Annotated in this window: 22 protein-coding genes and 1 riboswitch; of the genes, 17 read left to right on the top strand and 5 right to left on the bottom strand. The window is 71.5% G+C overall.

The window, feature by feature from the left end; translation table 11 throughout:
• Positions 1 to 296: 296 nt before the first annotated feature.
• Positions 297 to 1,157: a helix-turn-helix domain-containing protein gene (locus tag ACGFSB_RS16150; protein ID WP_393399006.1), complete on the top strand. Its 861-nt coding sequence runs from the start codon at positions 297 to 299 to the stop codon at positions 1,155 to 1,157.
• A gap of 43 nt (positions 1,158 to 1,200) precedes the next feature.
• Complete coding sequence (locus tag ACGFSB_RS16145) at positions 1,201 to 1,767, top strand: hypothetical protein (RefSeq protein ID WP_393399004.1); 567 nt, start codon at positions 1,201 to 1,203, stop codon at positions 1,765 to 1,767.
• Here ACGFSB_RS16145 and ACGFSB_RS16140 read toward each other — a convergent pair.
• A complete protein-coding gene (locus ACGFSB_RS16140; protein WP_393399002.1) occupies positions 1,700 to 1,999 on the bottom strand; it encodes a hypothetical protein in 300 nt (99 codons plus the stop codon). The two genes, ACGFSB_RS16145 and ACGFSB_RS16140, sit on opposite strands and share 68 nt — an antisense overlap.
• Positions 1,996 to 2,211 carry a DUF397 domain-containing protein gene (locus ACGFSB_RS16135; RefSeq protein WP_393398999.1) on the bottom strand — a complete coding sequence of 72 codons (216 nt, stop codon included), beginning with the start codon at positions 2,209 to 2,211 and terminating at the stop codon, positions 1,996 to 1,998. The genes ACGFSB_RS16140 and ACGFSB_RS16135 overlap by 4 nt, the downstream gene beginning before the upstream one ends.
• Positions 2,212 to 2,484: 273 nt before the next feature.
• Positions 2,485 to 2,627, top strand: a riboswitch (cobalamin riboswitch).
• A gap of 108 nt (positions 2,628 to 2,735) precedes the next feature.
• Between ACGFSB_RS16135 and ACGFSB_RS16130 the strand changes: the two genes are divergently transcribed.
• The 7 genes from ACGFSB_RS16130 to cobI all read left to right on the top strand — a co-directional run bounded on the left by ACGFSB_RS16130 (position 2,736) and on the right by cobI (position 13,687).
• Positions 2,736 to 3,677, top strand: a complete 942-nt coding sequence (locus ACGFSB_RS16130; protein WP_393398997.1) for a cobalamin biosynthesis protein — start codon at positions 2,736 to 2,738, stop codon at positions 3,675 to 3,677.
• Positions 3,674 to 5,206 (top strand): cobyric acid synthase, encoded by a 1,533-nt coding sequence (locus ACGFSB_RS16125; RefSeq protein ID WP_393398995.1) that lies wholly within the window; start codon positions 3,674 to 3,676, stop codon positions 5,204 to 5,206. The genes ACGFSB_RS16130 and ACGFSB_RS16125 overlap by 4 nt, the downstream gene beginning before the upstream one ends.
• The gene (gene cobN, locus ACGFSB_RS16120) at positions 5,203 to 8,880 is read left to right on the top strand and encodes a cobaltochelatase subunit CobN (RefSeq protein WP_393398993.1); all 3,678 of its coding nucleotides are present in this window, start codon (positions 5,203 to 5,205) and stop codon (positions 8,878 to 8,880) included. The genes ACGFSB_RS16125 and cobN overlap by 4 nt, the downstream gene beginning before the upstream one ends.
• Before the next feature lie 64 nt (positions 8,881 to 8,944).
• Complete coding sequence (locus ACGFSB_RS16115; RefSeq protein ID WP_393398991.1) at positions 8,945 to 10,999, top strand: putative cobaltochelatase; 2,055 nt, start codon at positions 8,945 to 8,947, stop codon at positions 10,997 to 10,999.
• The gene (gene cobO, locus ACGFSB_RS16110) at positions 10,999 to 11,607 is read left to right on the top strand and encodes a cob(I)yrinic acid a,c-diamide adenosyltransferase (protein WP_393398989.1); all 609 of its coding nucleotides are present in this window, start codon (positions 10,999 to 11,001) and stop codon (positions 11,605 to 11,607) included. Before ACGFSB_RS16115 ends, cobO begins: the two co-directional genes overlap by 1 nt.
• Positions 11,601 to 12,959: a cobyrinate a,c-diamide synthase gene (locus ACGFSB_RS16105; RefSeq protein WP_393398987.1), complete on the top strand. Its 1,359-nt coding sequence runs from the start codon at positions 11,601 to 11,603 to the stop codon at positions 12,957 to 12,959. Before cobO ends, ACGFSB_RS16105 begins: the two co-directional genes overlap by 7 nt.
• Complete coding sequence (gene cobI / locus ACGFSB_RS16100) at positions 12,956 to 13,687, top strand: precorrin-2 C(20)-methyltransferase (protein ID WP_393398984.1); 732 nt, start codon at positions 12,956 to 12,958, stop codon at positions 13,685 to 13,687. Before ACGFSB_RS16105 ends, cobI begins: the two co-directional genes overlap by 4 nt.
• Positions 13,688 to 13,770: 83 nt before the next feature.
• Here the strand turns inward: cobI and ACGFSB_RS16095 are convergent, their stop codons facing one another.
• Complete coding sequence (locus ACGFSB_RS16095) at positions 13,771 to 14,502, bottom strand: ZIP family metal transporter (RefSeq protein ID WP_393398982.1); 732 nt, start codon at positions 14,500 to 14,502, stop codon at positions 13,771 to 13,773.
• Positions 14,503 to 14,594: 92 nt separating this feature from the next.
• Here ACGFSB_RS16095 and cobM point away from each other — a divergent pair, with 92 nt between their 5' ends.
• Genes cobM through cobC form a run of 6 tightly spaced genes read left to right on the top strand, consistent with a single transcriptional unit; the run spans position 14,595 to position 21,050 of the window.
• Positions 14,595 to 15,419 (top strand): precorrin-4 C(11)-methyltransferase, encoded by an 825-nt coding sequence (cobM, locus tag ACGFSB_RS16090; RefSeq protein ID WP_393398979.1) that lies wholly within the window; start codon positions 14,595 to 14,597, stop codon positions 15,417 to 15,419.
• The gene (gene cbiE, locus ACGFSB_RS16085; RefSeq protein WP_393398976.1) at positions 15,416 to 16,687 is read left to right on the top strand and encodes a precorrin-6y C5,15-methyltransferase (decarboxylating) subunit CbiE; all 1,272 of its coding nucleotides are present in this window, start codon (positions 15,416 to 15,418) and stop codon (positions 16,685 to 16,687) included. Before cobM ends, cbiE begins: the two co-directional genes overlap by 4 nt.
• On the top strand, positions 16,684 to 18,405 hold the full coding sequence (cobJ, locus tag ACGFSB_RS16080; protein WP_393398973.1) for a precorrin-3B C(17)-methyltransferase: 1,722 nt from the start codon (positions 16,684 to 16,686) through the stop codon (positions 18,403 to 18,405). Before cbiE ends, cobJ begins: the two co-directional genes overlap by 4 nt.
• On the top strand, positions 18,402 to 19,049 hold the full coding sequence (locus tag ACGFSB_RS16075) for a precorrin-8X methylmutase (protein WP_393398971.1): 648 nt from the start codon (positions 18,402 to 18,404) through the stop codon (positions 19,047 to 19,049). Before cobJ ends, ACGFSB_RS16075 begins: the two co-directional genes overlap by 4 nt.
• Positions 19,046 to 19,978, top strand: coding sequence for a sirohydrochlorin chelatase (locus ACGFSB_RS16070; protein WP_393398969.1), 933 nt, complete (start codon positions 19,046 to 19,048; stop codon positions 19,976 to 19,978). Before ACGFSB_RS16075 ends, ACGFSB_RS16070 begins: the two co-directional genes overlap by 4 nt.
• The gene (cobC, locus tag ACGFSB_RS16065; protein WP_393398967.1) at positions 19,962 to 21,050 is read left to right on the top strand and encodes an Rv2231c family pyridoxal phosphate-dependent protein CobC; all 1,089 of its coding nucleotides are present in this window, start codon (positions 19,962 to 19,964) and stop codon (positions 21,048 to 21,050) included. Before ACGFSB_RS16070 ends, cobC begins: the two co-directional genes overlap by 17 nt.
• Before the next feature lie 164 nt (positions 21,051 to 21,214).
• Here cobC and ACGFSB_RS16060 read toward each other — a convergent pair whose 3' ends face one another.
• Both ACGFSB_RS16060 and ACGFSB_RS16055 read right to left on the bottom strand, forming a co-directional pair.
• Positions 21,215 to 22,144 (bottom strand): SCO1860 family LAETG-anchored protein, encoded by a 930-nt coding sequence (locus tag ACGFSB_RS16060; RefSeq protein ID WP_393398965.1) that lies wholly within the window; start codon positions 22,142 to 22,144, stop codon positions 21,215 to 21,217.
• A 325-nt stretch (positions 22,145 to 22,469) separates the two neighbouring features.
• Positions 22,470 to 23,561: an amidohydrolase family protein gene (locus tag ACGFSB_RS16055; protein ID WP_393398963.1), complete on the bottom strand. Its 1,092-nt coding sequence runs from the start codon at positions 23,559 to 23,561 to the stop codon at positions 22,470 to 22,472.
• A 100-nt stretch (positions 23,562 to 23,661) separates the two neighbouring features.
• Between ACGFSB_RS16055 and ACGFSB_RS16050 the strand changes: the two genes are divergently transcribed.
• Together ACGFSB_RS16050 and ACGFSB_RS16045 are read left to right on the top strand one after the other, a co-directional pair.
• The gene (locus ACGFSB_RS16050) at positions 23,662 to 24,765 is read left to right on the top strand and encodes a pyridoxal-phosphate-dependent aminotransferase family protein (protein WP_393398961.1); all 1,104 of its coding nucleotides are present in this window, start codon (positions 23,662 to 23,664) and stop codon (positions 24,763 to 24,765) included.
• 92 nt (positions 24,766 to 24,857) lie between these two features.
• Positions 24,858 to 25,103 carry a DUF664 domain-containing protein gene (locus tag ACGFSB_RS16045; RefSeq protein WP_393398959.1) on the top strand — a complete coding sequence of 82 codons (246 nt, stop codon included), beginning with the start codon at positions 24,858 to 24,860 and terminating at the stop codon, positions 25,101 to 25,103.
• The last annotated feature ends 172 nt before the right edge of the window (positions 25,104 to 25,275 follow it).

Genomic DNA, 25,275 nt, shown 5'->3' with positions numbered 1-25,275 from the left:
CGCTTACGGGGGCGTCGGCCTTGGCGCGGGGGGTGGGGTGTTGGGTATCGTGCTCTTGCGCGCGCCCGGGGGGCCCCCCCCCCCCCCCCCGCGGGGGGGGGCCCCCCGGGGGGGGCCCCCCCGCCCGGCTTTTTCATGCCGTCGCACTCACGCCCTTCACCCGATCGAGAGCGCGCCATGCAGCGAGGTGACATATGGCATAATGGCATCATGCTGTCTGCTAGCGTCGGCTGCACATAGAGCTCTCCGCCCTATGTCATTAGGTGAAGCAGCTACGACGACAGCGAGGAGCCACCATGCCGAGGGACAGAGAAGTAGACCCGAGCCTCAATCGCCGCAGGCTGCGTATCGCGCTCCGCAAGGCCCGTGAGGCCGCGGAGCAGTCACAGGGTCAAGCCGCCCATGCCCTCGACTGGTCATTGTCAAAAATCATGAGGATCGAGCAGGGCACGGTCAGCCTCTCCGTCACGGATCTGCGCGCCCTGCTCCAGCAGTACGGGGTGGCGGACCCGGTGCTCGCCGGAGAGCTCGAAGAGGCCGCCCGCGGGTCCAAGGGCGCGAGCTGGTGGGCCCAGTACAACGACGTCATCGGACCGCAGTTCAGCCAATACCTGGGGTACGAGAGCGCCGCCGCCTCGATTCGCACGTACAACCCGATCATCGTGCCCGGCTTTCTGCAGACGGACGAGTACGCGCTGGCGCTCCTCGCCCCGCGGGTCGACGAGGCGAAGGCGCGGCGGATCGTGGAACTGCGGACCGCGCGTCAGGAGCGGGCCCTGGAGGGCGAAGACCCCCCGTGGACGTTCTTCGTCGTCGACGAGGCCGCCCTGCACCGTCAGATCGGCGGACCCCGTGTGCAGCGCGCCCAGTTGCAGCACCTCATCAGCATGTCGGAGCGCCCGAAGGTGTCCCTCCAAGTACTGCCGTTCACAGCGGGCGCCCACTACTCCACTGTCAGCAGCTTCATCCTGCTCGGCTTCCTGGACGACGAGGACCTGCTCTATCTGGAGGCCCAGGGGAACCAGTCGATCCGTGACGACCACGAATTGATCGTGCGTCACCAGGAGTGCTTCGAGTCCCTCCGTGAGATCGCGTACGGCGAAGACAAGGCGATCGACCTGATCAACCAGATCAGGGACAGCATCGACAGCAGCTGACCCGCCGGGCCCGGGGAGCCCGGCAGGAGCGAGGAGGCCACACATGCCAGCCGCGTTGCGAGAGTGGTGGAGGGGGATCCTCGCGGCCGTAAGACAGGCACCGTGGCGGAGCAGTGGTACGGATGGTGCACAGGGTGCCGGTGCGGCTTCCACCGACGCCACCACCGATACGACTGCCGACGCGACTGCCGATGCCGCCGACAACCCCGCCCGCGGGCGGGCAGCGTCCGCCGACCCCTCCTACAACCAGCTGGTCCGCGAAGCGATGGGCGACCGGGTTCGTGCGGAGCTGATGAACATGCTGGACCGCAATCGCACGAGCGACCACGTCCGGATGTTCACGACCAAGATCCGCTACTGCACCGGCTGCATACTCGTTCTGATGCTGGCCCTCGCCGGGCTGCTCGCCCTCATGGGCGCCTTGCACCTGACGAGCTTCTTGATGGTCGGCCCCGTGATCGGCGGCTTCATGGCCCCCGTGGTCGGACTGAGCCGTCAGCTGGTCAAGTTGATCTCACAGGCCGGGAATGCGGCGCCCACGCTCAGCGACGACCGCCGTGCTGTGGTTCCCGCTCAGCGACCCGACTCCAAAGCCGACGATCCTGCCTGACCTCGGCAAGACCCCACCACAGCCCCAAGGCCACCGCGGCCGCCACGGCCGCGAGGCCCCAGGTGGCAAGGCGCGCCGCCGTGCCCTCGACCAGCAGCGAGACCACCGCCCCCAGCAAGGCGGCCGCCGCGCCGAGCAGCACACACACCGCCACGACCTCGGATGTCTTCCGCTTCCCGCCGTGCCCGCCGTTCACCAGATGCCGCACTTCGGCGAGATGATGCTCGGTCATCCTTCTCCCCCTCCTTCTCCCGCAGCGCCGGCGAGTGCGTCCAGGAACGCGCGCCAGCGCTCAGCGGAGAAGACGACACGCGGCGCCGACAGGTTCTGCGAATCACGGACGATCACCGCTTCCCGCACAAAGGCGACTTCGACGCAGTGCGCGTCGGCCCCGCTGAAGCTGCTCCTACGCCAGAACCGTCCGGACGGGTTCTCATTGGACACGCCGACCTCCCCCTGCCAGAGAGCCGGCGCCCCTCGACGCGTGCCCGTCGTCCTTCACCCATGGCGATGCACGATAGTGCCGTGATCTTGAAGGGCCCAGAGGACCGCCGAGAACCACCACACCACGTCACAACCCGGGCTCAACCACTCTTGGACCGCTCTCCGGATGTCGTGTTCCAGTCTAGGAAAGTTCAATTTCCAGGCCTAGGGAAAATCCGGCCTCGTGTGGGCCTCAGCACACCACCCCCGCCCCAGGTCAACGGCAAGTTGACGGGCCTTCGCGGGCCGTGGTGGACTGCCGGAGCCAATACGGCAGCAGGAGAGGAAGCCGGTGCGAATCCGGCGCGGTCCCGCCACTGTCATCGAGGAACTGACTCCTCGAAAGCCAGGAACTCTCGCCGCCGATCACGTCGAACCAGGGCGCGGACACCCTGAGTGAGGACATATCGCCATGCGCGGCCGCCCCTTGCCGGACCAGTTCCCGAGCGTGAGCTCCCCTCTCGGCGTGGCGACGGGCTGAACCCATGTGTGCCGATCGCGACTTCGCGTACGGCGCCGCCGCCGGCCTCCTCGGTGATCTGTTCCTCGGCGATCCTCGCCGCGGGCATCCGGTCGCCGCGTTCGGCCGTGCCGCGAGTGCCGTCGAAGGTGTGCTGTGGCGGGACCACCGCGGATGGGGCGCGCTGCACGCCGTCGTGTGTGCCGGGGGTGCGGCCGGTGCCGCCGCCCTCGCCTCTTCTCTTGTACGTGGCTCACGCACCGGATCCGTCGCGCTGACCGCCGCCGCCACCTGGGCCGTGGTCGGCGGGACCTCGCTCGGGCGTGAGGCGCGGGCCATCGGCGGGGCGCTGGCCGCCGGGGATGTCGAGGTGGCGCGGGAGCGGCTGCCCCATCTGTGCGGGCGGGACCCGCAGTCGCTGGATGCCGATGGCATCGCGCGTGCCGTCGTCGAGTCCGTCGCCGAGAACACGTCCGACGCGGTGGTCGGGGCCTTGGTGTGGGGAGCTCTCGGCGGGGTCCCCGGCCTGGTCGGCTTCCGTGCCGTGAACACGCTCGACGCGATGGTCGGGCACAAGTCCGCCAAGTACCGGCGGTACGGGTGGGCTTCCGCCCGCCTCGACGACGTACTGGGGTGGCCGGGGGCCCGGCTCACCGCCGTGCTCGCGGCTGCCGCCGGGGATTCGCCGCGCGGCGCGGTGCGGGCCTGGCGGAATGACGCCGCCCGGCATCCGAGCCCCAACGCGGGGCCCGTCGAGGCCGCCTTCGCCGGGGCGTTGGGCGTACGGCTCGGGGGGACCCTCTCGTACGCGGGGCGGGTCGAGCACCGGCCTGTCCTGAACGGGGAGGGGCGGGGCGTCGAAGTCGCCGACATCGAGCGGGCCGTGCGGCTTTCGCGGCGGATCGGACTACTGACCTTGGGAGTTGCCGCGGCTGTGAGCACGATGCGGAAAGGCAGGTCCTCATGAAGGGCCGCGCGCAGGGCCGCACGGGCGGTGGACTGCTCGTCGCCGGGACCACGTCCGACGCCGGGAAGAGTGTCGTCACGGCCGGGATCTGCCGGTGGCTGGCGCGCAAGGGTGTGTCCGTCGCGCCCTTCAAGGCGCAGAACATGTCCCTCAACTCCTTTGTCACGCGCGAAGGTGCCGAGATCGGGCGGGCCCAGGCCATGCAGGCGCAGGCGGCCCGTGTCGAGCCGACCGCGCTGATGAATCCCGTACTGCTCAAGCCGGGCAGCGACCGCAGCAGTCAGGTCGTCCTGATGGGCAAGGCCGTGGGCGAGATGAGTGCGCGCGGCTACCACGGGGGGCGGCAGGAAGCACTCCTCTCGACCGTCGTGGGATGCCTGGAGGAACTTCGGGGCAGCTATGACGCCGTGATCTGCGAAGGCGCGGGCAGTCCCGCCGAGATCAATCTGCGACGTACGGACATCGTGAACATGGGGATCGCGCGGGCCGCCCGCTTCCCCGTGGTCGTGGTGGGCGACATCGACCGCGGGGGCGTGTTCGCCTCCTTCTTCGGGACGACCGCGCTGCTGAGCGCCGAGGACCAGGACCTCGTGGCCGGGTATCTCGTCAACAAGTTCCGGGGCGACGTCTCGCTGCTCGAACCGGGGCTCGACATGCTCCATGAGCTCACCGGACGGCGCACGTTCGGCGTGCTGCCGTTCCAGCACGGCCTGGGCATCGACGAGGAGGACGGGCTCCGGGTGTCCCTGCGGGGTGCCGTGCGGGAGTCCGTCGTCGCTCCCCCGGTCGGTGAGGACGTGCTGCGGGTCGCCGTCTGTGCCGTACCGCTGATGTCGAACTTCACGGATGTGGACGCGCTGGCCGCCGAGCCCGGCGTGGTCGTGCGGTTCGTGGACCGGGCCGATGAACTCGTCGACGCGGACCTCGTGGTCGTGCCGGGGACGCGCGGGACCGTCCGCGCCCTGGAGTGGCTGCGCGAGCGCGGCCTCGCCGACGCCATCGCGCGGCGCGCCGCCGATGGACGGCCCGTGCTCGGGATCTGCGGTGGCTTCCAGGTGCTCGGCGAGCGCATCGAGGACGACGTGGAGTCGCGGGCGGGGGCCGTGGACGGGCTCGGCCTGCTGCCCGTGCGCGTGCGGTTCGCGCGCGAGAAGACCCTGGCGCGACCGGTGGGCGAGGCCCTCGGTGAGCCCGTCGAGGGGTACGAGATCCATCACGGCGTCGCTGAAGTCCTTGGCGGAGAGGCCTTCTTGGACGGTTGCCGCGTCGGCGAGGTGTGGGGCACGCACTGGCACGGCTCCCTGGAGAGCGACGCGTTCCGCCGCCGCTTCCTGACCGAGGTCGCCCGCGCGGCGGGGCGCCGCTTCGTGCCCGCGCCCGACACCAGCTTCGGCGCCCTGCGCGAGGAGCAGCTCGACCTGCTCGGCGACCTGATCGAAGAACACGCGGACACGGACGCGCTGCTCAGCCTGATCGAGACCGGCGCACCGTCCGGTCTCCCCTTCATCGCACCGGGGGCACCCTCATGACCGTCCTGCTTCTGTCCACCGCCGATACGGACCTCCTCGCGGCCCGAGCCTCCGGCGCCCCCTACCGCATCGGCAATCCGACCAGGGTCGACGTCGAGACGGAGCTGCCCGCGCTCGTCGAGGGCGCGGACATCGCCGTCGTACGCCTCCTCGGCGGCAAGCGGGCCTGGGAGGACGGCCTCGCGGCGCTGAAGGCCGCCGGGATCCCGACAGTGCTCCTTGGCGGCGAGGCCGTGCCGGACGCCGAGCTGATGGCCGAGTCGACCGTGCACGCGGGGTCCGTGGCGGAGGCGCTGCGCTACCTGGTCGAGGGCGGCACCGGCAATCTGCGCGAGCTCGCCCGGTTCCTCCAGGAGGACGTCCTCGCGGCGGGGCGTGGTCTCGCCGCGGCGAAGACGCAGGAGCGGCGGAGCGCCGAGCCGCTCAAGATGCCCGAGTACGGGGTGCACGGCTCGCGCGCGTTCATCGAGGGTCGGCCCACCATCGGTGTGCTGTTCTACCGTGCGCACCAGCTCTCCGGGAACACCCGCTTCGTGGACACCCTGTGCGACGCCATCGAGGCGCGGGGCGCCAACGCCCTCGCCGTGTACTGCGGTTCGCTGCGCGGCGCGGACCCTGGCCTGTACGAGATCCTCGGGCAGGCCGACACGCTGGTCGCCACCGTCCTCGCGGCGGGCGGCACGCACGCCTCGGGTGCGAGCGCGGGCGGCGACGAGGAGGCGTGGGACATCGGCGCGCTCGCCGACCTCGACGTCCCTGTCCTGCAAGGACTTTGCCTCACCTCTTCGCGCGCCACGTGGGACGCGTCGGACGCCGCGCTCTCCCCCATGGACGCGGCGATGCAGGTGGCGATCCCCGAGTTCGACGGGCGTGTCATCACCGTCCCGTTCTCCTTCAAGGAGCAGGGCCCCGATGACGTACCGGTGTACGTCGCCGACCCCGAGCGGGCCGCACGCGTCGCCGGAATCGCCGTACGCCACGCCCAGTTGAGGCACAAGCCGAACGCGGAGAAGAAGCTCGCGCTCGTCTTCACGGCCTATCCCACCAAGCACTCGCGCGTCGGCAACGCGGTCGGGCTCGACACCCCGGCCTCGGCGGTACACCTCCTGGACTCGCTGCGGGACGCCGGATACGTCGTCGATGGCCACCCCGACAACGGTGACGAGCTGATCCACCGGCTCATCAACGCGGGCGGCCACGACGTCGAGTGGCTCACCGAGGAGCAGCTGGCCGCCGCCCCCGCGCGCGTACCGCTCGCCGACTACCAGGCGTGGTTCGACAAACTGGCCCCCGAACTGCGCGACGGGATGCTGGAGGCGTGGGGCGAGGCGCCCGGCAATCTGTATGTGGACGGCGACGACATCGTGCTCGCCTCCCTGCGGTTCGGGAACGTCGTCGTGATGATCCAGCCGCCGCGCGGCTTCGGCGAGAACCCCATCGCGATCTACCACGACCCCGACATGCCGCCCTCGCACCACTACATGGCGGCCTACCGCTGGCTGGAGCTGTCCTTCGGCGCCGACGCGATCGTGCACATGGGCAAGCACGGCACGATGGAGTGGCTGCCGGGCAAGGGCCTCGGCCTGAGCGGGAGTTGCGCTCCGGACGCGGTACTCGGCGAGCTGCCGCTGATCTACCCGTTCATCGTCAACGACCCCGGCGAGGGCACCCAGGCCAAGCGACGCGGGCACGCGACGGTGGTGGACCACCTGGTGCCGCCGATGGCGCGCGCGGACACGTACGGCGACCTGGCGAAGCTGGAGCAGCTGCTCGACGAGTACGCACTGGTCTCCGACCTGGACCCGACCAAGGCACCTGCCGTGCAGGCACAGATCTGGACGCTGGTGAAGGCCGCCGAGCTCCACCATGACCTGCACGTCGACGAGCAGCCCGACGACACCGCTTTCGACGAGTTCGTCATGCACCTCGACGGCTATCTGTGCGAGATCAAGGACGTCCAGATCCGGGACGGCCTGCACATTCTCGGCGGCGGTCCCGAAGGCGAGGCCCGCGTCAATCTGGTGCTCGCCGTCCTGCGGGCCTCGCAGGTGTGGGGCGGGCAGGCGAACGCCCTTCCCGGCCTTCGGGCCTGCCTCGCCGAGCACTTCGGGCTCAGCGAGAAGGAGTTGCTCGCCGAGCCGGGTGCGGCGGTGAAGGTCGCGGACGGACTGACCGCGCTGGTGGACGGGCCCGCGCGGACCGGCGCTGACGCGGTGGATCTCCTCGAGCAGCTGTGCCGTCGCCTCGCCGAGGGCATGGAGGAGCGCGGCTGGGAGCTCGCCGCTGTGCGGGAGCTCGTGCGCGAGGTGGTCGGGGTCGAACTGCCGCCCGCCGTCGCCGTGTTGGGCTTCGCCTGCGAGGAGGTCGTGCCTCGCCTGGCGCGGACGACCGACGAGATCGGGAACATTCTGCGGGCGCTGGAGGGCGGTTTCGTACCGGCAGGGCCGTCCGGGTCGCCCACACGCGGTCTGGTGAATGTGCTGCCGACCGGCCGGAATTTCTACTCCGTCGACCCGAAGGCGATTCCTTCGCGGCTCTCGTGGGAGGTCGGCCAGTCACTCGCCGACTCCCTGATCGCGCGCTACCTGGCCGACACGGGCGAGTACCCGAAGTCCGTCGGTCTCACCGTGTGGGGTACGTCGGCCATGCGCACGCAGGGTGACGACATCGCGGAGATCCTGGCCCTGCTCGGGTGCAGGCCCGTGTGGGACGACGCCTCTCGGCGCGTGACCGGCTTCGAGATCGTGCCGGTGGCGGAGCTCGGGCGGCCGCGCATCGATGTGACGGTGCGGATCTCCGGGTTCTTCCGGGACGCGTTCCCGCATGTGGTGGGTCTGATCGATGACGCGGTGCGGGCCGTCGCGGACCTGGACGAGACCCCCGAGTCCAATTACGTACGCGCGCACGCCGATGAGGACACCGCCGAGCACGGCGACCGGAGGCGTGCCACGTCACGGATCTTCGGCTCCAAGCCGGGGGCCTACGGCGCGGGCCTGCTTCCACTGATCGACGCGCGGAACTGGCGCAGCGACGCGGACCTCGCCGAGGTGTACGCGGTGTGGGGCGGCTACGCGTACGGCCGTGGACTCGACGGGAAGGCCGCGCGCGGGGACATGGAGACGGCGTTCCGGCGGATCGCCGTGGCGGCGAAGAATGTGGACACCAGGGAACATGACCTGGTCGACGCCGACGACTACTTCCAGTACCACGGCGGCATGGTCGCCATGGTGCGGCACCTGACGGGTGAATCGCCCGAGGCGTACGTGGGCGACTCCGCCACCCCCGATCAGGTGAAGACGCGGACGTTGGGCGAGGAGACCCACCGGGTGTTCCGGGCCCGCGTCGTCAATCCGCGGTGGATGGCGGCCATGCGGCGGCATGGATACAAGGGGGCCTTCGAGATGGCCGCCACGGTGGACTACCTGTTCGGGTACGACGCCACCGCGGGCGTGGTCGACGACTGGATGTACGAGAAGCTCTCCGCCGAGTACGTCTTCGACCCGGAGAACCGGGAGTTCATGCAGAAGTCCAACCCCTGGGCGCTGCGCGGGATTTCGGAGCGGTTGTTGGAGGCGGCTGAGCGAGGGCTCTGGGCCGAGCCGGACGCCGGGACGCTGGAGCGGCTGCGGTCTACCTATTTGGAGCTTGAGGGTGAGCTGGAGGGGGACGGATGAGTTTCGCCGCCACTGATTACTCCGCCGCCGCCGATTCCGCCCCGCGTCACGTCATGGAGGCCTTGTGAGCACCCCCTATCCCTTCACCGCCCTCGTCGGGCAGGACGACCTGCGGCTCGCGCTGCTGCTCAATGCCGTCTCGCCCGCTGTCGGCGGCGTACTCGTGCGGGGTGAGAAAGGCACCGCCAAGTCCACTGCGGTGCGCGCGCTCTCGGCGCTCCTCCCGCAGGTTCCCGTCGTCGCCGGATGCCGGTTCTCCTGCGATCCGGCCGCCGCCGATCCCGCCTGCCCCGACGGACCTCATGAGGCCGGCGGCGACTCCGTGCGGGATGCCCGCATGGTCGAGCTGCCCGTCGGCGCCTCCGAGGACCGGCTCGTGGGGGCCCTCGACATCGAGCGCGCTCTCGCCGAAGGCGTGAAGGCCTTCGAGCCGGGGCTGCTCGCCGACGCGCATCGCGGCATTCTCTACGTCGATGAAGTCAACCTCCTTCACGACCACTTGGTCGACCTGCTCCTCGACGCGGCAGCCATGGGCGCCTCGTACGTCGAGCGCGAGGGCGTGTCCGTGCGCCATGCCGCGCGGTTCCTGCTCGTGGGCACCATGAACCCCGAAGAGGGCGAGCTGCGGCCTCAGTTGCTCGACCGGTTCGGGCTCACCGTCGAGGTCGCCGCATCCCGGGAGACCGATCAGCGGGTCGAGGTCGTACGGCGGCGACTCGCGTACGACGACGACACGGAGGGTTTCGCCGCCCGGTGGCACGACGAGGAGTCCGCGGTGCGGGCCCGGATCGTCGCCGCGCGGGCACTGCTTCCCCAAGTACGGCTCGGCGACGGGGCGTTGCGGCAGATCGCCGCCACCTGCGCCGCCTTCGAGGTCGACGGGATGCGGGCCGACATCGTGATGGCGCGTACGGCGACGGCGCTCGCCGCCTGGGCCGGGCGCACCGACGTACTCGCCGAGGATGTGCGGCAGGCCGCCCTGCTCGCGCTTCCGCACCGGCGTCGGCGCAATCCCTTCGACGCGCCGGGGCTCGACGAGGACAAGCTCGACGACACGCTGGAGCAGAACGGCGGCGGCGAGGGCGACGACGATCCCGAGCCTGACGGCGACGGACCCGGCGGAGGCGGAGGTGGAGGCGGGCAGCCGCAGCCGCCTCAGGACGGCTCCCCTGACGCGCCCGACGCCCCCGAAAGCCCGGCTGCCGACAGTGCTTCCGGGCAGGACGACGAGTCCTCCCCCGCGCAGGCTCCCGCCGCCGGTGGCGGTGAGCAGCAGGCCGTGCGGGCCGCCGAGCCGTTCCGCACCAAGATGCTGAGCGTGCCCGGCCTGGGTGAGGGTGCCGCGGGGCGGCGGTCGCGGGCGCGGACCGAGCATGGGCGTACCACCGGGGCCCGGCGGCCACAGGGGGCGCTCACCAAGCTGCATCTGGCGGCCACCGTGCAGGCCGCGGCCCCGCATCAGCGGGCGCGCGGGCGGTCGGGGCGTGGGCTCGTCGTACGGCGGGACGATCTGCGGCAGGCGACGCGTGAGGGGCGTGAGGGGAACCTCGTGCTCTTCGTGGTGGACGCCTCCGGGTCGATGGCGGCCCGGCAGCGGATGAGCGCGGTGAAGGGGGCGGTGCTCTCGCTGCTGCTCGACGCCTATCAGCGGCGCGACAAGGTGGGGCTCGTGACCTTCCGGGGAGCCGATGCCGAGGTGGCGCTGCCGCCCACCTCCTCCGTCGACACGGCCGCCGCCCGCCTGGAGTCGCTGCCCACGGGTGGGCGTACGCCCGTCGCCGCCGGGCTGCTCAAGGCGCACGAGGTGCTGCGGGTGGAGCGGCTCCGCGATCCGGCCCGGCGTCCCCTTGTGGTGGTCGTGACGGACGGGCGGGCTACGGGGGGCGTGGAGCCGGTGGCTCAGGCGGGCCGTGCCGCGCGCCTCTTCGAAGCCGCGGGGATCGCTTCCGTGGTCGTCGACTGCGAGTCGGGGCCCGTGCGGCTCGGCCTCGCGGGACAGTTGGCGGGTGACCTCGGCGGGACCGCCGTGACGCTCGACGAGCTGCGGGCCGAGTCCATCGCCGGGCTCGTCAAGGACGTACAGGGAACACAGGGAACTCGCATGAGGAGCGTGGCCTGATGCCGCAGGGACAGCCGAGTGTCGTGCCGGACGACGGGCTGACCACACGCCAGCGGCGCAATCGTCCGCTCGTGGTCGTGCACACCGGAATCGGCAAGGGGAAGTCCACCGCCGCATTCGGGCTCGCGCTGCGGGCCTGGAATCAAGGGTGGCCCATCGGGGTCTTCCAGTTCGTGAAGTCGGCGAAGTGGAAGGTGGGGGAAGAGAACGCCCTGAAGGTGCTCGGCGCGAGCGGTGAGGGCGGCCCTGTCGACTGGCACAAGATGGGCGAGGGCTGGTCGTGGATCCAGCGGGCGCCCGCCGACGGCGAGTTGAGCAACGAGGAGAAGGCCCGCGAGGGCTGGGCGCAGGTCAAGCGTGACCTCGCGGCCGAGACGTATCAGCTGTACGTCCTCGATGAGTTCGCCTACCCCATGCACTGGGGCTGGATCGACACGGCCGAAGTGATCGACGTTCTCCGGGACCGGCCGGGGAACCAGCATGTCGTCATCACCGGACGCAACGCGCCCGCCGAACTGGTGGAATTCGCCGATCTCGTCACCGACATGTCCAAGGTCAAGCATCCGATGGACGCCGGGCAGAAGGGCCAGAGGGGCATCGAGTGGTAGCTCGCCTTGTCGTGGCCGCGCCGTCTTCCGGGAGCGGGAAGACGACCGTCGCCACGGGGCTGATGGCCGCGTTCTCGGCGGCCGGGCTCGCCGTGTCCCCGCACAAGGTCGGGCCCGACTACATCGATCCCGGGTATCACGCGCTGGCCACGGGGCGTCCCGGACGGAACCTCGACGCGTATCTGTGCGGGCCCGAGAGGATCGCCCCGCTGCTCGCGCACGGGGCCCGTGGGTGCGATCTCGCCGTGGTCGAGGGCGTCATGGGGCTCTTCGACGGCGCCTCCGGGCAGGGTGAGCTCGCTTCCACCGCGCAGGTGTCGAAGCTGCTCCGGGCGCCTGTGGTCCTTGTAGTCGACGCCTCGTCCCAGTCCCGGTCCGTCGCCGCGCTCGTGCACGGCTTCGCGTCCTGGGACCCGGAGGTGCGGATCGGGGGCGTGATCCTCAACAAGGTGGGGTCCGCGCGGCACGAGGAGCTCCTGCGGGAAGCGCTCGACGAGTCCGGGGTGCCGGTGCTCGGGGCCTTGGGCCGGGTGCGCCAAGTGCGGGTGCCGTCCCGGCACTTGGGGCTCATCCCCGTCGCCGAGCGCCGGGCCGAGGCCGTCGAGTCTGTCGCCGCCCTTGCCGCGCAGGTGCGGGAGGGTTGTGACCTGGAGGGGATTCTGGCGCTGGCCCGGAGTGCGCCCGCGTCGGCCGGTGACATGTGGGATCCGGGCACTGCTGCCACCACTGCCACCACTGCCACCAGTGGGGCAAAGCCCGTCGTCGCCGTCGCCGGCGGAGCCGCCTTCTCCTTCTCCTACGCCGAACACCCCGAACTGCTCACCGCCGCCGGTGCCGACGTCGTCACCTTCGATCCGCTGCACGACGAGGAACTGCCGCCCGGCACCGCCGGGTTGGTCATCGGGGGTGGGTTCCCCGAGGTGTACGCGCCCGAGCTCTCCGCCAACGAGCCCCTGCGGAAAGCCGTCGCCGAGCTTGCCCTCAGCGGGGCGCCCGTCGCCGCCGAATGTGCCGGACTGCTCTATCTGACGCGGGAGTTGGACGGGAAGCCCATGTGCGGGGTGCTCGACGCCCAGGCCCGGATGTCCGAGCGGCTCACCCTCGGCTACCGCGAGGCCGTCGCCGTGTCCGACAGTGCGCTCACGGCCGAGGGCACCCGGATGCGCGGGCACGAATTCCACCGCACCGTCGTCGAACCGGGCGCCGGGGCGGCTCCCGCCTGGGGGCTTCACGCCCCTGAACGGCGCGTCGAAGGCTTCGTACAACAGGGTGTGCACGCGAGTTATCTGCACACGCATTGGGCCGCCGAACCCGGTATCGCCCGTCGGTTCGTAGAGAGGTGCAGGGGATGACAAGCAAGCTTGTGGGTGTGGGGGTCGGTCCCGGTGATCCCGAGCTCGTCACCGTCAAGGGCGTCAACGCCCTGCGCGCCGCCGATGTCGTCGTCGTACCCGTCATGGACAGTGGCGAGCGCGGCCGCGCCGAGGCGACCGTGCTGCACTACGTCCCCGAGGACAAGGTCGTACGTGTGGTGTTCGCGCTCAACGAGCGCAGCGACCGGCAGCGGCGCGAGGCCGCCTGGGACGCCGCGGGTGAGCGGGTCGCCGCCCTGCTGCGCGAGCGCGGCTCGGTGGCGTTCGCGACGATCGGCGACCCGAACGTGTACTCGACGTTCACCTATCTGGCGCAGACCATCGCGGAGCTCGTGCCGGGGGTCGAGGTGGAGACCGTGCCCGGGATCACCGCCATGCAGGACCTCGCCGCGCGCAGCGGCGCCGTGCTCACCGAGGGCACCGAGCCATTGACGCTCGTGCCGGTGACCGCGGGCGCGGCCGTGCTCAAGGACGCGCTCGCCGGGCCCGGCACAGTCGTGGCGTACAAGTTCGGGCGGCTCGCGCACGAGGTGGCGGCGGCGCTGCGGGAGACCGGGCGGACCGAGGACGCGGTGTGGGGGTCCGCTCTGGGACTGCCCGAGGAGTCCATCCAGGGGGCCGGGGAGCTCGACGGCTCCCCCTTGCCCTATCTGTCCACCCTGATCGCTCCCGCGCGGCGCGACGGCGGCCGGGGCGGGAAGCTGTGACCCCACAAGGCGTGACCCCACACGGTGTGACCCCACACGGTGTGACCCGGCGGTCTTTGCCCCCGCGAGGCCGGGCCGCCGCCTCACTCCGCGATGCCGACCACCAGCCAGATGAATGCCACCCCCGCCACCGTGCACAGCAGCGTCGAGCGCGCCGGGTGCTCGTGGTGGGCCTCCGGCAGGATCTCCGCGGCGGCCAGGTAGAGCAGGGCGCCGCCGAAGAAGCCGAGATATCCGCCGAGCAGTTGCTCCGGAATGGTGAACAGGATCGTCGAAGCGGCGCCCACCACCGGGGCCACCGCGTCCGCGAAGAGCATCGCGAGGGCCTTGCGGCGGGCGTTCCCGTACAGGCTGGTGATCGTGTACGTGTTGAAGCCGTCCGCGAAGTCATGAGCGACGACGGCAAGGGCCACCGCGAGGCCCATGCCGCCGCCCACCTGGAACGCGGCGCCGATCGCGACACCGTCCATGACGCTGTGGCCGACCATCGCGCCGGCCGCCGTCAGGCCCACCTGGGGCACCCTGCCGTTCTCGTGCTCGTCCGCCCCGTGCCCCGCGTGACGGCCCGCGAGGAGGCGCTCCACGAGGTGCGCCGTGAGGAAGCCCGCGACGAACAGAAGCAGCGCGGCCGGTACGCCGAAGACCAGTCCCCCCGCGGCGTCCAGCGCCTCCGGGAGCAGGTCGAGGCCGACCACGCCGAGCATCAGACCGCCCGCGAGGCCGAGGACCAGGTGGCGCCGGTCAGTGACCCGCTGCGCGGTCCAGCCGCCCACCAGGGTCATCAAGAAGGCGCCGAGCGCCACGAACACCGCCATGCGCCCTTGCTAGCCGATTGACCCCCTGCCCCGCACGTCAGCGCGGGGCGGACACCCATCGTTTTTTGTTTCGTACGAGAGGAACTCTCCCCATGGCCGACGCCGAAGCCACCACCGGCAAGGTGACCTTTGTCGGGGCAGGGCCCGGCGCCGCCGACCTGCTCACGTTCCGTGCCGCACGAGCCATCGCGGACGCCGATGTCGTCATCTGGGCGGCCAGCCTGGTGCAGGCGGAGGTTCTCGATCATGCGCGCGAAGGGTCAGAGATCCTCGACTCGGCGACGATGTCGCTCGAAGAGGTGGTCGCCGTCTACGAGCGGGCCGCCACCGAAGGGCTGAAGGTGGCCCGGATCCACTCCGGTGACCCCGCCCTGTGGGGCGGCACCCAGGAGCAGGTCGACCGGTGCGCCGCGCTCGGCGTGGAGACCGAGATCGTGCCCGGCGTCTCGTCGTTCTCGGCGGTCGCGGCGATCGCGCAGCGCGAGCTGACGATCCCCGAGGTCGCGCAGTCCGTGATCCTCACCCGGCTCGGCGGCGGCAAGACGCCGATGCCGCCCGGCGAGGAGGTGCGCGAGTTCGCGCGCCACGGCACGACGATGGCGCTGTTCCTCTCGGCGGCGCGCAGCGGCCAGCTGGTGCGGGAGCTCCTGGAGGGCGGCTACCCGACGACCACGCCCGTCGTCGTCGCGTACCAGGCGACCTGGCCCGAGGAGCTCATCCTGACCTGCACCATCGAGACCCTCGAAGAGACGGTCAAGGAGCACAGGCTCTGGAAGCACACCCTCTTCCTGGTCGGCCCCGCCCTCGCCGCGACCGGTACGCGCTCGCACCTGTACCACCCCGGCCACTTCCACGGCTTCCGCAAGGCAGACCCGCAGGCACGGGCCGCGCTGCGCGCCGAGAAGGCGAAATCGTGATCACTGTCGTCGGTACGGGGACGGGGGCGCCGCTCGATTCGGCGGCCCTCGAAGCGGTGCGTGCCGCGGGGCTCGTCGTCGGCGGCCTGCGGCACATCGACGCCGCCGAGCTGCCGCCGACGACGGCCAGAGTGGTGCTCGGGCCGCTCGCTCCCGCCTTCGAGGCCATCGAGCAGCACCTGGCCAAAGCGGATGCGGCGACGGAGGGCGGCGGTGTCGTCGTGCTCGCCTCCGGGGACCCCGGCTTCTTCGGGATCGTGCGGGCGCTCGCCGAGCGGTTCGGGCCCGCCGCGCTCGACGTCCGGCCCGGCGTCTCCTCCGTCGCCACCGCCTTCGCCCGGATCGGGCTTCCGTGGGACGACGCGGTGGTGGTCAGCGCCCACGGGCGTGACCTGCGCACCGCCGTGCACGCCTGCCGGGCGCACCCCAAGGTCGCCGTCCTGACCGGCCCCGGCAGCGGCCCCGCCGAACTCGGGGCCGAGCTGATGCGCCCCTCCGCCACCCGTACCCTCGTCGTCGCCCACGCCCTGGGTGACCCCGAGAACGAGCGCGTCGAGCGGGTCACGCCCACGGAGGCCGCCGCCCGCGACTGGGGTTCCGGGGTGAGCGTCGTGCTCTGCATCGACGAGGCACGGGCCCTCACGCCCGTGCGTACCGTCGCCGGACCCCGCCCCTCCCCCGACCGATGGGCCCTGGACGAGAGCGAGTTCGCCCACCGCGACTCGATGATCACCAAGTTCGAGGTGCGGGCGCTCGCCCTGGCCAGGATCGGTCCGCGCCTGGGCGACCTGGTGTGGGACATCGGCGCGGGCTCCGGCTCCGTCGCCGTGGAGTGCGCGCGGTTCGGCGCGGCCGTCGTCGCCGTCGAGAAGACCGCCGACGGCGTCGAACGTGTCCGCGCCAACGCGGCGGCGCACGGCGTCGACGTACGCACTGTGCACGGGGCCGCGCCCACCGTCCTCTCCGATCTCGCCGACCCGGACGCGGTGTTCATCGGCGGCGGGGGCCGTGAGCTGCCCGCCATCGTGACCGCGTGCGCGCGGCGGGCCCGGCGGACCGTGGTGGTCGCCATGGCCGCGATCGACCGGGTCCCTGCCGTACAAGCCGCCCTGACCGGTGCCGGGTACGACTGCGACGGCGTACTGCTGCAATCGTCGCGGCTCGCGCCGCTGCCCGGTGAGGTCACACGGCTCGCGGCGGCCAATCCGGTCTTCCTGGTGTGGGGCACCCGCCCCTCATCTTCCTTGCCTGAAGGAGTAGTTCAGTGATCGGCCTGATCTCCGCCACGGCGGCGGGCGGCGCGGCACGCGACCGTCTCGCCACGACGTGGTCCTCGCGGACGCGGGTGTACGAGGGTCCCGTTCGGGAGGCGCTGGAGCGGGCCTTCGGCGAATGCGAGCAGGTGGTGTGCTTTCTCGCCACCGGCGCGGTGGTGCGGCTCCTCGCGCCTCTCCTCCGGGGGAAGGATGTCGACCCCGGGGTCGTATGTGTCGACGAGGCGGGGCGGTTCGCTGTCGCCCTGTTGGGCGGGCACGAGGGGGGCGCGAACACCCTTGCCCAGGAGGTGGGGGATGTGCTGGGCGCCACACCCGTCGTGACGACGGCGACCGACTCCGTGGATGTGCCGGGGCTCGACACCCTGGGGATCCCCGTGGAGGGAGATGTCGCCGGGGTCACCCGTGCGGTCCTCGACGGCGAACAGGTCGCCCTGCACGCCGAGTTGAGCTACCCGCTGCCCGCGTTGCCGTCCAACGTCACGCCTCGGCAGGGACAGCAGGGACAGCCGGTCATCCGGGTGACGGACCGGGAGCTCGAACTCGGTCCGGGTGAGGTCGTGTTGCGGCCGCCGTCCCTCGTCGTGGGCGTCGGCGCCAGTAAGGGCGCGTCCACCGAGGAAGTCCTCGGGCTCGTCAAGGACACGCTCCGTGACGCGGGACTCTCCCCCGCGTCCATAGCCGCGTTGGCGACCGTCGACGCGAAGGCCGACGAACCCGGCATCGTCGAGACGGCGGCCCGGCTCAGGGTGCCGGTGGTGACGTACGCGGCCGACGAGCTGGCCGGGGTGGATGTACCGAACCCCTCCGACGCGCCACTGGCCGCCGTCGGAACACCCTCCGTGGCGGAGGCCGCCGCCCTGCGCGACGGCGGTGAACTCCTCGTCCCCAAGCGGAAGTCGGCGCCCGAGGGCCGCGCCCCCATGGCGACCTGTGCCGTCGTGCGCCGCGCCCCCCGTGGACGGCTCGCGGTGGTCGGGCTCGGCCCCGGCGCGCGTGATCTGCTGACCCCCCGGGCCCGCGACGAGCTGCGCAGGGCTTCGGTCCTTGTCGGCCTCGACCAGTACGTCGACCAGATCCGTGACCTGCTCAGGCCCGGCACGAAGCTCATCGAGTCCGGCCTCGGCGCCGAGGAGGAGCGGGCGCGTACCGCCGTCCTGGAGGCTCAGAAGGGCCAGGCGGTGGCGCTGATCGGGTCCGGTGACGCGGGCGTGTACGCGATGGCATCGCCCGCGCTCGCCGAGGCGAGCGACGACATCGACGTCATCGGCGTACCGGGCGTGACGGCCGCGCTCGCGGCGGCGGCGATCCTGGGCGCACCGCTCGGCCACGACCACGTGTCCATCAGCCTGTCCGACCTGCACACCCCGTGGGAGGTCATCGAGCGCCGGGTGCGTGCGGCGGCGGAGGCGGACATCATCGTCACCTTCTACAACCCGCGCAGCCGGGGCCGCGACTGGCAGCTGCCGAAGGCCCTGTCGATCCTCGCCGAGCACCGCGAACCCACGACACCGGTCGGTGTCGTACGCAACGCCTCTCGCCCTGACGAGTCCGCACGCCTGAGCACGATCGGTGAACTCGACCCGGCGATCGTCGACATGATGACGGTCGTGACGGTCGGCAACACCGCGACCCGCGAGATCGCGGGCCGCATGGTGACCCCGCGCGGCTACCGCTGGCAGCACTCGGACCAGTCGGAGGTGACCAAGTGACCCGTGTCGTCCACCCCATCGAGCAGGAGTCGTTCCGGCGGCTCCGCGCCCGCCTGGACACCTCGCACTTCGCGCCGCTGACCCGCGCGGTGGTGGAGCGCGTCATCCACTCCGCCGCCGACCTCGACTACGCGACGGACCTCGTCACCGACGAGGACGCCCTGGTGGCCGCCCACGCGGCGCTGCATGCGGGTGCGCCCGTCGTCGCCGACGTGGAGATGGTCGCGGCGGGCATCACCAAGCGGCGGTCCGTCTGCCGCCTCAAGGACGCCAAGTCCTCTTCCGGGCTGACCCGTTCGGCCCACGCGATCCGTCTCGCGTACGAGGAAGTGGGCCCCGGAGCGCTCTGGGTGATCGGCTGCGCGCCGACCGCCCTGGAGGAACTCCTCGTCCTGGACGCGGCACCCGCCCTTGTGATCGGCCTGCCGGTCGGCTTCGTGGGGGCGGCGGAGTCCAAGGCCGCACTGCGCGAGAGCGGTCTTCCCGCTGTCAGCAACGTGTCGGAGAAGGGCGGTTCGGCGGTGGCGGCCGCGGCGCTGAACGCATTGCTGTACCACCCGGCGCCGTCAGTCGATGCGAACGAAACAACAACCGACGTATTCGAAGTATCCGAAGTATCCGAAGTATCCAAGGAGTCTCAGTGACCACCCCGCCCGCACTGCTCATCGCCGGACACGGCACCCGTGACGAGGCCGGGGCCGCCGCCTTCCGGGACTTCGTGCAGGAGCTCGCCCGCCGCAACCCCGAACTCCCGGTCGCCGGAGGCTTCATCGAGCTGTCACCGCCGCCGCTCGGCGACGCGGTCACCGATCTCGTGGAGCGGGGCGTGAAACGTTTCGCGGCCGTTCCGCTGATGCTGGTGTCGGCCGGGCACGCCAAGGGTGACATCCCCGCGGCGCTCACCCGCGAGAAGGAGCGCCACCCCGGCATCTCGTACACCTACGGCCGCCCGCTCGGCCCGCACCCCTCGCTCCTGAAGGTCCTCGACCGCCGCCTGGACGAGGCGCTCGGCGGCTCGTCCCGCACGCCCGAGGACCGCGCGGACGTCACGGTGCTCCTCGTGGGCCGCGGTTCGACCGACCCGGACGCCAACGCCGAGGTGCACAAGGCGGCGCGGCTGCTGTGGGAGGGGCGCGGTTACGCGGGCGTGGAGACGGCGTTCGTGTCGCTCGCGGCGCCGGACGTGCCGTCGGGCCTCGACCGCTGCGTACGCCTGGGTGCCAAGCGGATCGTGGTCCTGCCCTACTTCCTCTTCACCGGCATCCTGCCGGACCGCGTCCGCCACCAGACGGAGGGCTGGGCGGCTGCGCACCCCGAGACGGAGGTGCGCTCGGCGGACGTGATCGGCCCCGAGGAGGAGCTGCTCGACCTCGTCATGGAGCGCTACCGGGAGGCGGTCAAGGGGGATCTGCGGATGAACTGCGACTCCTGCGTCTACCGCATCGCGCTGCCCGGCTTCGAGGACAAGGTGGGGCTTCCGCAGCAGCCGCACTTCCACCCGGATGACGACGGGGACCACGGCCACGGTCATGGCCACGGGCACCACCACGGAACTCATGCGCACTCCCACTGAGACTGAGGCTGAGGCTGCCGTTGAGCGCGGCGGCGATCCGGATCTCCGGCATCACGGGGATGCCGAGGTCCGGGGCACCGCCGGTCTCACGGACCTGGCGGTCAACGTCCGCGCGAACACGCCACCGGCCTGGCTGAAGCGGCACCTCGCCGCCTCGCTCGACGGCCTGGCCGCCTATCCGGACGGCCGGGCGGCGCAGGCTGCGGTGGCGGCGCGGCACGGTGTGACGCCGGACCGGGTGCTCCTCACGTCGGGCGCGGCGGAGGCTTTCGTACTCCTCGCACGCGCTCTGAAGGTGCGTCAGCCGGTGGTGGTACACCCGCAGTTCACGGAGCCGGAGGCGGCTCTGCGGGATGCGGGGCATGTGGTGGGGCGGGTACTGCTGCGGGAGTCCGACGGATTCCGGCTGACTCCGGGCGCCGTCCCGGAGTCGGCCGACCTGGTGGTGATCGGCAACCCGACGAACCCGACGTCCGTCCTGCACCCGGCGGCCTCGATCACCGAACTCGCCCGCCCCGGGCGGGTGTTGGTGGTGGACGAGGCGTTCATGGACGCGGTGCCGGGTGAGCGGGAAGCCCTTGCGGGGCGGACGGACGTGCCCGGCCTCGTGGTGCTGCGAAGCCTCACCAAGACGTGGGGCCTGGCGGGGCTGCGGATCGGCTACGTCCTCTCCGACCCGGAGACGATCGCCACGCTGGCCGCGGCGCAGCCGCTGTGGCCGGTGTCGTCTCCCGCGCTCGCGGCGGCGGAGGCGTGTATGGCGCCGGACGCTCTGGCGGAGGCGGCTGAGGCGGCCCGGCAGATCGCTGCCGACCGGGCCCATCTACTGGGCGGGCTCGCGGAGTTCGCCTCCGCCGGGGTGCGGGCCATGGAGAACCCCGAGGGCCCCTTCATCCTGCTCCGGGCCCCGGAGGCCCCGGCCCTCCGCGAACGCCTGCGGGACCGGGGCTTCGCCTTGCGGCGTGGCGATACGTTCCCGGGGCTCGGGGCTGAGTGGCTGCGGGTGGCGGTACGTGACCGGGGGACGACGGATCGGCTGCTTGGGGCGGTACGGGCGGTGCTGGGCGGCTGAGGCCATGAGAATTTCCCCCACCCCGCCCCTTCCTTCCCGGCTGTATCAATTGGCGGCTCCGCCGCGCAGGGGCTCCGCCCCAGACCCCGGTCCAGCCGCCCGCGGCGGAGCCGCAAATGTCACAGCCGGGAAGGGGCGGGGCTGGGGAAAGAAACTGCCCGGCGTCAGCCCCTACGTCCCCGCCGGGCCATCACCACCGCCCCACCCCCCGCGGCAAGCAGCACCACCGCACCACCAGCGATGTACGGAGTCATCGAACTCCCCCCGGTCTCGGCGAGGTTCGCCTCCGCAGGCTTCGCCGCCTTCGGCGCAACCGGCTTCTCCGGCACACCCCCCTGCGGCTTCGCCGCCCCCGCAGCCACCGGCGACTCGCACGACGCCCCGGCCAGCGTCAACGTCCCCTCCACCTCCGCCACATTCAGCTTCAGGGGATTCACGGACACCTTCAGCTCGAGCGCGGACGCCGCCGCCGTACGTGACGTCGTGTGCGTCTTGGACAGGTCGAGCCGCACCTCCCCGACCCCCGGCACCGTCACCTGGGTCGGCCCGCCCGCCGACAGCGTGACCTTCTTGCCGAGCACCGTCACCCCGCCCAGCAGATTCGCCTCGGCGACTGGCCGCTTCCCCGCCGCGCAGACGGCCTTGGACGTGACCTGCTCGACCTCGATCAGGGACAGCAGCGGCAGCCCCGGCACATGCAATTTCGCCCGCGCGATATTGCTGTACCCCTCCGCCTTCCCGTGCTCCACGGTCGCCTTCGCGGTGGCGACGTCCGCCCGCAGCACGCTGAACGGCTGCCCGCCGTCGACCCCGTTCAGTTCGGCGGTGAGCGCGGTCTTCTCGGCACTCGCCGGTGCCTGTACTTCGTTGAGCGAGACCTTGAGCGGGACGTTCAGGGTCTTGTTGAGCAGGGACACATCGAGCCCGGTGCGCAGCACGACGGCGCTCGCGCGGCCCTTGTCGTTGCCCGTGTCGCCGCCCGTCGCCGATGCGGATCCCGCGGTGGCCAGCGCCGCGGGACCCGCGGCGAGGACGGTGGCGGTGGCGATCACGCCGATGCGACGTGCGGGCAGGCGGAAGGTGTTGCTGTTCAAGGTGGTGGAACCCCCACAAGAGTTACGGAGCCGCCGGGTGTCTCGCGCTCAGCTGGATGGGGACATCGCGTGAGCGCGACAGACACCGGCAACATCGACAGGGGGAATCTTTACGCACTTAGAGTGAATAGCCAGCGACCGAGCGTGAGTTCACTCCAAAGGGAGGTTTCCGCCCTCGTTTTCGAATCTTCCGGCACCCACGTTCCCACCAGCCACCCGGGCAACTCCCTGGCTCGAACAGATCGGTTGACGCCAGAGCCGTGGCCGAATGATGTTCAACGAACCAACGGCGTCACACGTAACGCTCCGTCAATACGAGAACCCGCTAGCCGACCACCCTCCCGTTCAGGACCACCCTCCGCGGAGCCGCAAGCACCCGTACGTCCTCCCGGGGATCCGCCCCGTACACGACGAGGTCCGCCGGCGCGCCCTCCACAAGCCCAGGCCGCCCCAGCCACTCCCGCGCCCCCCACGTCGTCGCCGACAACGCGTCCACCGCCGGGATGCCGGCCAGCCGCAGCTCCGCCACCTCCGCCGCGACCAGACCATGGGCCAGCGCGCCTCCCGCGTCCGTGCCCGCGTACACCGGCACCCCCGCGTCGTACGCGGCCCGCACCGTGTCGTAGCGCCGCTCGTACAGCCGCCGCATGTGCTGCGACCACCGCGGGAACTTCGACTCGCCGCCGTCCGCGAGCTGTGGGAACAGCGCGATGTTCACCAGCGTGGGGACGATCGCGACGCCCCTCTCCGCGAACAGCGGGATCGTCTCCTCGGTCAGGCCCGTCGCGTGCTCGATGCAGTCGATGCCCGCCTCCACGAGGTCCCGCAGGGAGTCCTCGGCGAAGCAGTGCGCAGTCACCCGCGCGCCGAGGCGGTGCGCCTCCGCGATCGCCGCCTCCACCTCGGGGCGGGGCCAGCAGGCGGTGAGGTCCCCGGCCTCGCGGTCGATCCAGTCGCCGACCAGCTTGACCCAGCCGTCGCCGCGGCGGGCCTCCTGGGCCACGTACGCGACGAGGTCGGAAGGCTCGATCTCGTGGGCGTAGTTGCGGATGTAGCGGCGCGTACGCGCGATGTGGCGGCCCGCCCGGATGATCTTCGGGAGGTCTTCGCGGTCGTCGATCCAGCGGGTGTCCGACGGGGAACCCGCGTCGCGGATGAGGAGGGCGCCGATCTCGCGGTCGGTGAGGGCTTGCTTCTCCGCCACGTCCGCTTCCACGGGGCCGTGCGTGTCCAGGCCCACGTGACAGTGCGCGTCGACCAGGCCCGGGAGCGTCCAGCCCTCGATCGTCACGTCCGCCGGTGCCACCGAGGGGCGCTCGTACGTCACCCTGCCCCCGATCACCCACAGCTCGTCCCGGACCTCGTCCGGGCCGACGAGCACCCGCCCCTTCACGTGCAGCACCGTGTGATCGCTCATGTACAGCAGCTTAGGAGGCGGTCGGTACGCTCGGTCCGGCAGCCCGAACGAACTCGTGAGCGAAGTAGACAGCGAAGTGAGCAGCGAAGTGAGCAGCACCGTGACGACGCATCCATTCCTTGACCTGGCCCCCTTGAGCGCCCGGCACTTCGCCTCCATCGAGGAGGGCGTCGCCCGGCTGCTCTCCACCTCGCAGGACGTCCTGATCATGCAGGGCGAGGCGCTGCTGCCCCTGGAGGGCTGTATCCGGGGGGCGGCACAGCCCGGCACTACCGCGCTGAACATCATCACGGGGCCGTACGGGCAGACCTTCGGGAACTGGCTGCGGGACTGCGGTGCGACGGTCGTCGACCTCGCCGTGCCCTTCCACACCGCCGTCACGGCCGACCAGGTGCGCCAGGCCCTCGCCGAGCACCCCGAGATCGACTTCGTCTCCCTCGTCCATGCCGAAGCCGCGACCGGCAACACCAATCCCGTCGCCGAGATCGGTGAAGTCGTACGTGAGCACGGCGCCCTCTTCATGCTCGACGCCGTCGCCTCGGTGGCCGCCGAGCCGCTCCTTCCGGACGCGTGGGGCGTGGACCTGTGTGTGATCGGCGCGCAGAAGGCGATGGGCGGGCCCGCGGGTGTCTCGGCGGTCTCCGTGAGCGAGCGGGCCTGGGCGCGGCTCGCCGCCAATCCGAAGGCGCCGCGCCGCTCCTACCTCTCCCTCCTGGACTGGAAGGAGCGGTGGATCGACGGCGGGCGCAAGGCGCTGCTTCACGCCCCCGCCCAGTTGGAGATGCTCGCCCTGGAGGCGTGTGTAGAGCGCATCGAGGCGGAGGGGCTCGACGCGCTGATGGCACGGCACGCCACCGCCGCTGCCGCGACGCGTGCGGGCGCGATCGCTCTGGGCGGCGGCCTCACGCCGTACGTCCATGAGGCGGGGGACGCCGCTCCCGTCGCCACGACGCTGCGCGCCCCGGAGGGCGTGGACGCCTCGGAGCTCGTCGCCAAGGCGCTCGCCGCGGACCCGGTGCTTCCGCTGGTCGCCGGTGGCGGTGCCCTCGCCACGGAGATGATCCGGGTCAACCACTACGGTCCGGACGCGACCCGCGGCGTCGTGCACGCCTCGCTCGCCGCCCTGGGTGCCGCGATGGGCGAGGCCGGTCTCGCGGTCGACCTCGAAGCGGCTCGCCGTGCGGTGACGGCCGCCTGGCAGTAGGCATCCGGGCTCAGCTCACCAAGCTCACAGCGAACAGCGGCCGTCCCGAGCGACCGTCATGGCAGCGTGACCGCCATGGCAGCGTGACCGCCATGACGAAGCTTCCGGACGGCCGCTCCGTTCCCGGCCCGACCGCCGGCGAACCGGCCATGCTGGCGGACTGGCTCGATTTCCACCGCGGGACCCTCGCCGTCAAGTGCGCCGGACTCGATGACGCGCAGACCCGCATCGCATCGGTCCCGTCCTCGTCACTGACCCTGCTCGGCCTCGTACAGCATCTGGCCGAGGTCGAGCGGAGCTCTGCGCCGGGCGTCCACGGGACGACACCGGGCGGCTGAGCAAGCGGGAGGCGGCCGTGACGGGCGGCGCCGAGGTCAGCCTGTGCTGGATCCTGGTCCACCTCGTCATCGACGGAGTGACCGGGCCGTAAATACGCTACGTAAATTCACGGACGCATCCTCACTGCTTCTCTATCTACTTTATCAGCACAGCTTCCCGTATTCTTCTGCC

The sequence above is a fragment of the Streptomyces sp. NPDC048441 genome (assembly GCF_043200235.1).
Lineage (GTDB): Bacteria > Actinomycetota > Actinomycetes > Streptomycetales > Streptomycetaceae > Streptomyces.
This window is presented reverse-complemented; position numbering and strand designations above follow the sequence as displayed.

Excerpts from the sequence above, each read along its gene's own strand:
- ACGFSB_RS16150 (WP_393399006.1), top strand. The coding sequence starts at position 297 with ATGCCGAGGGACAGAGAAGTAGACCCGAGCCTCAATCGCCGCAGGCTG.
- ACGFSB_RS16145 (WP_393399004.1), top strand. The coding sequence starts at position 1,201 with ATGCCAGCCGCGTTGCGAGAGTGGTGGAGGGGGATCCTCGCGGCCGTA.
- ACGFSB_RS16140 (WP_393399002.1), bottom strand. The coding sequence starts at position 1,999 with ATGACCGAGCATCATCTCGCCGAAGTGCGGCATCTGGTGAACGGCGGG.
- ACGFSB_RS16130 (WP_393398997.1), top strand. The coding sequence starts at position 2,736 with ATGTGTGCCGATCGCGACTTCGCGTACGGCGCCGCCGCCGGCCTCCTC.
- ACGFSB_RS16125 (WP_393398995.1), top strand. The coding sequence starts at position 3,674 with ATGAAGGGCCGCGCGCAGGGCCGCACGGGCGGTGGACTGCTCGTCGCC.
- cobN (WP_393398993.1), top strand. The coding sequence starts at position 5,203 with ATGACCGTCCTGCTTCTGTCCACCGCCGATACGGACCTCCTCGCGGCC.
- cobO (WP_393398989.1), top strand. The coding sequence starts at position 10,999 with ATGCCGCAGGGACAGCCGAGTGTCGTGCCGGACGACGGGCTGACCACA.
- cobI (WP_393398984.1), top strand. The coding sequence starts at position 12,956 with ATGACAAGCAAGCTTGTGGGTGTGGGGGTCGGTCCCGGTGATCCCGAG.
- ACGFSB_RS16095 (WP_393398982.1), bottom strand. The coding sequence starts at position 14,502 with ATGGCGGTGTTCGTGGCGCTCGGCGCCTTCTTGATGACCCTGGTGGGC.
- cobM (WP_393398979.1), top strand. The coding sequence starts at position 14,595 with ATGGCCGACGCCGAAGCCACCACCGGCAAGGTGACCTTTGTCGGGGCA.
- cobC (WP_393398967.1), top strand. The coding sequence starts at position 19,962 with ATGCGCACTCCCACTGAGACTGAGGCTGAGGCTGCCGTTGAGCGCGGC.
- ACGFSB_RS16055 (WP_393398963.1), bottom strand. The coding sequence starts at position 23,561 with ATGAGCGATCACACGGTGCTGCACGTGAAGGGGCGGGTGCTCGTCGGC.
- ACGFSB_RS16045 (WP_393398959.1), top strand. The coding sequence starts at position 24,858 with ATGACGAAGCTTCCGGACGGCCGCTCCGTTCCCGGCCCGACCGCCGGC.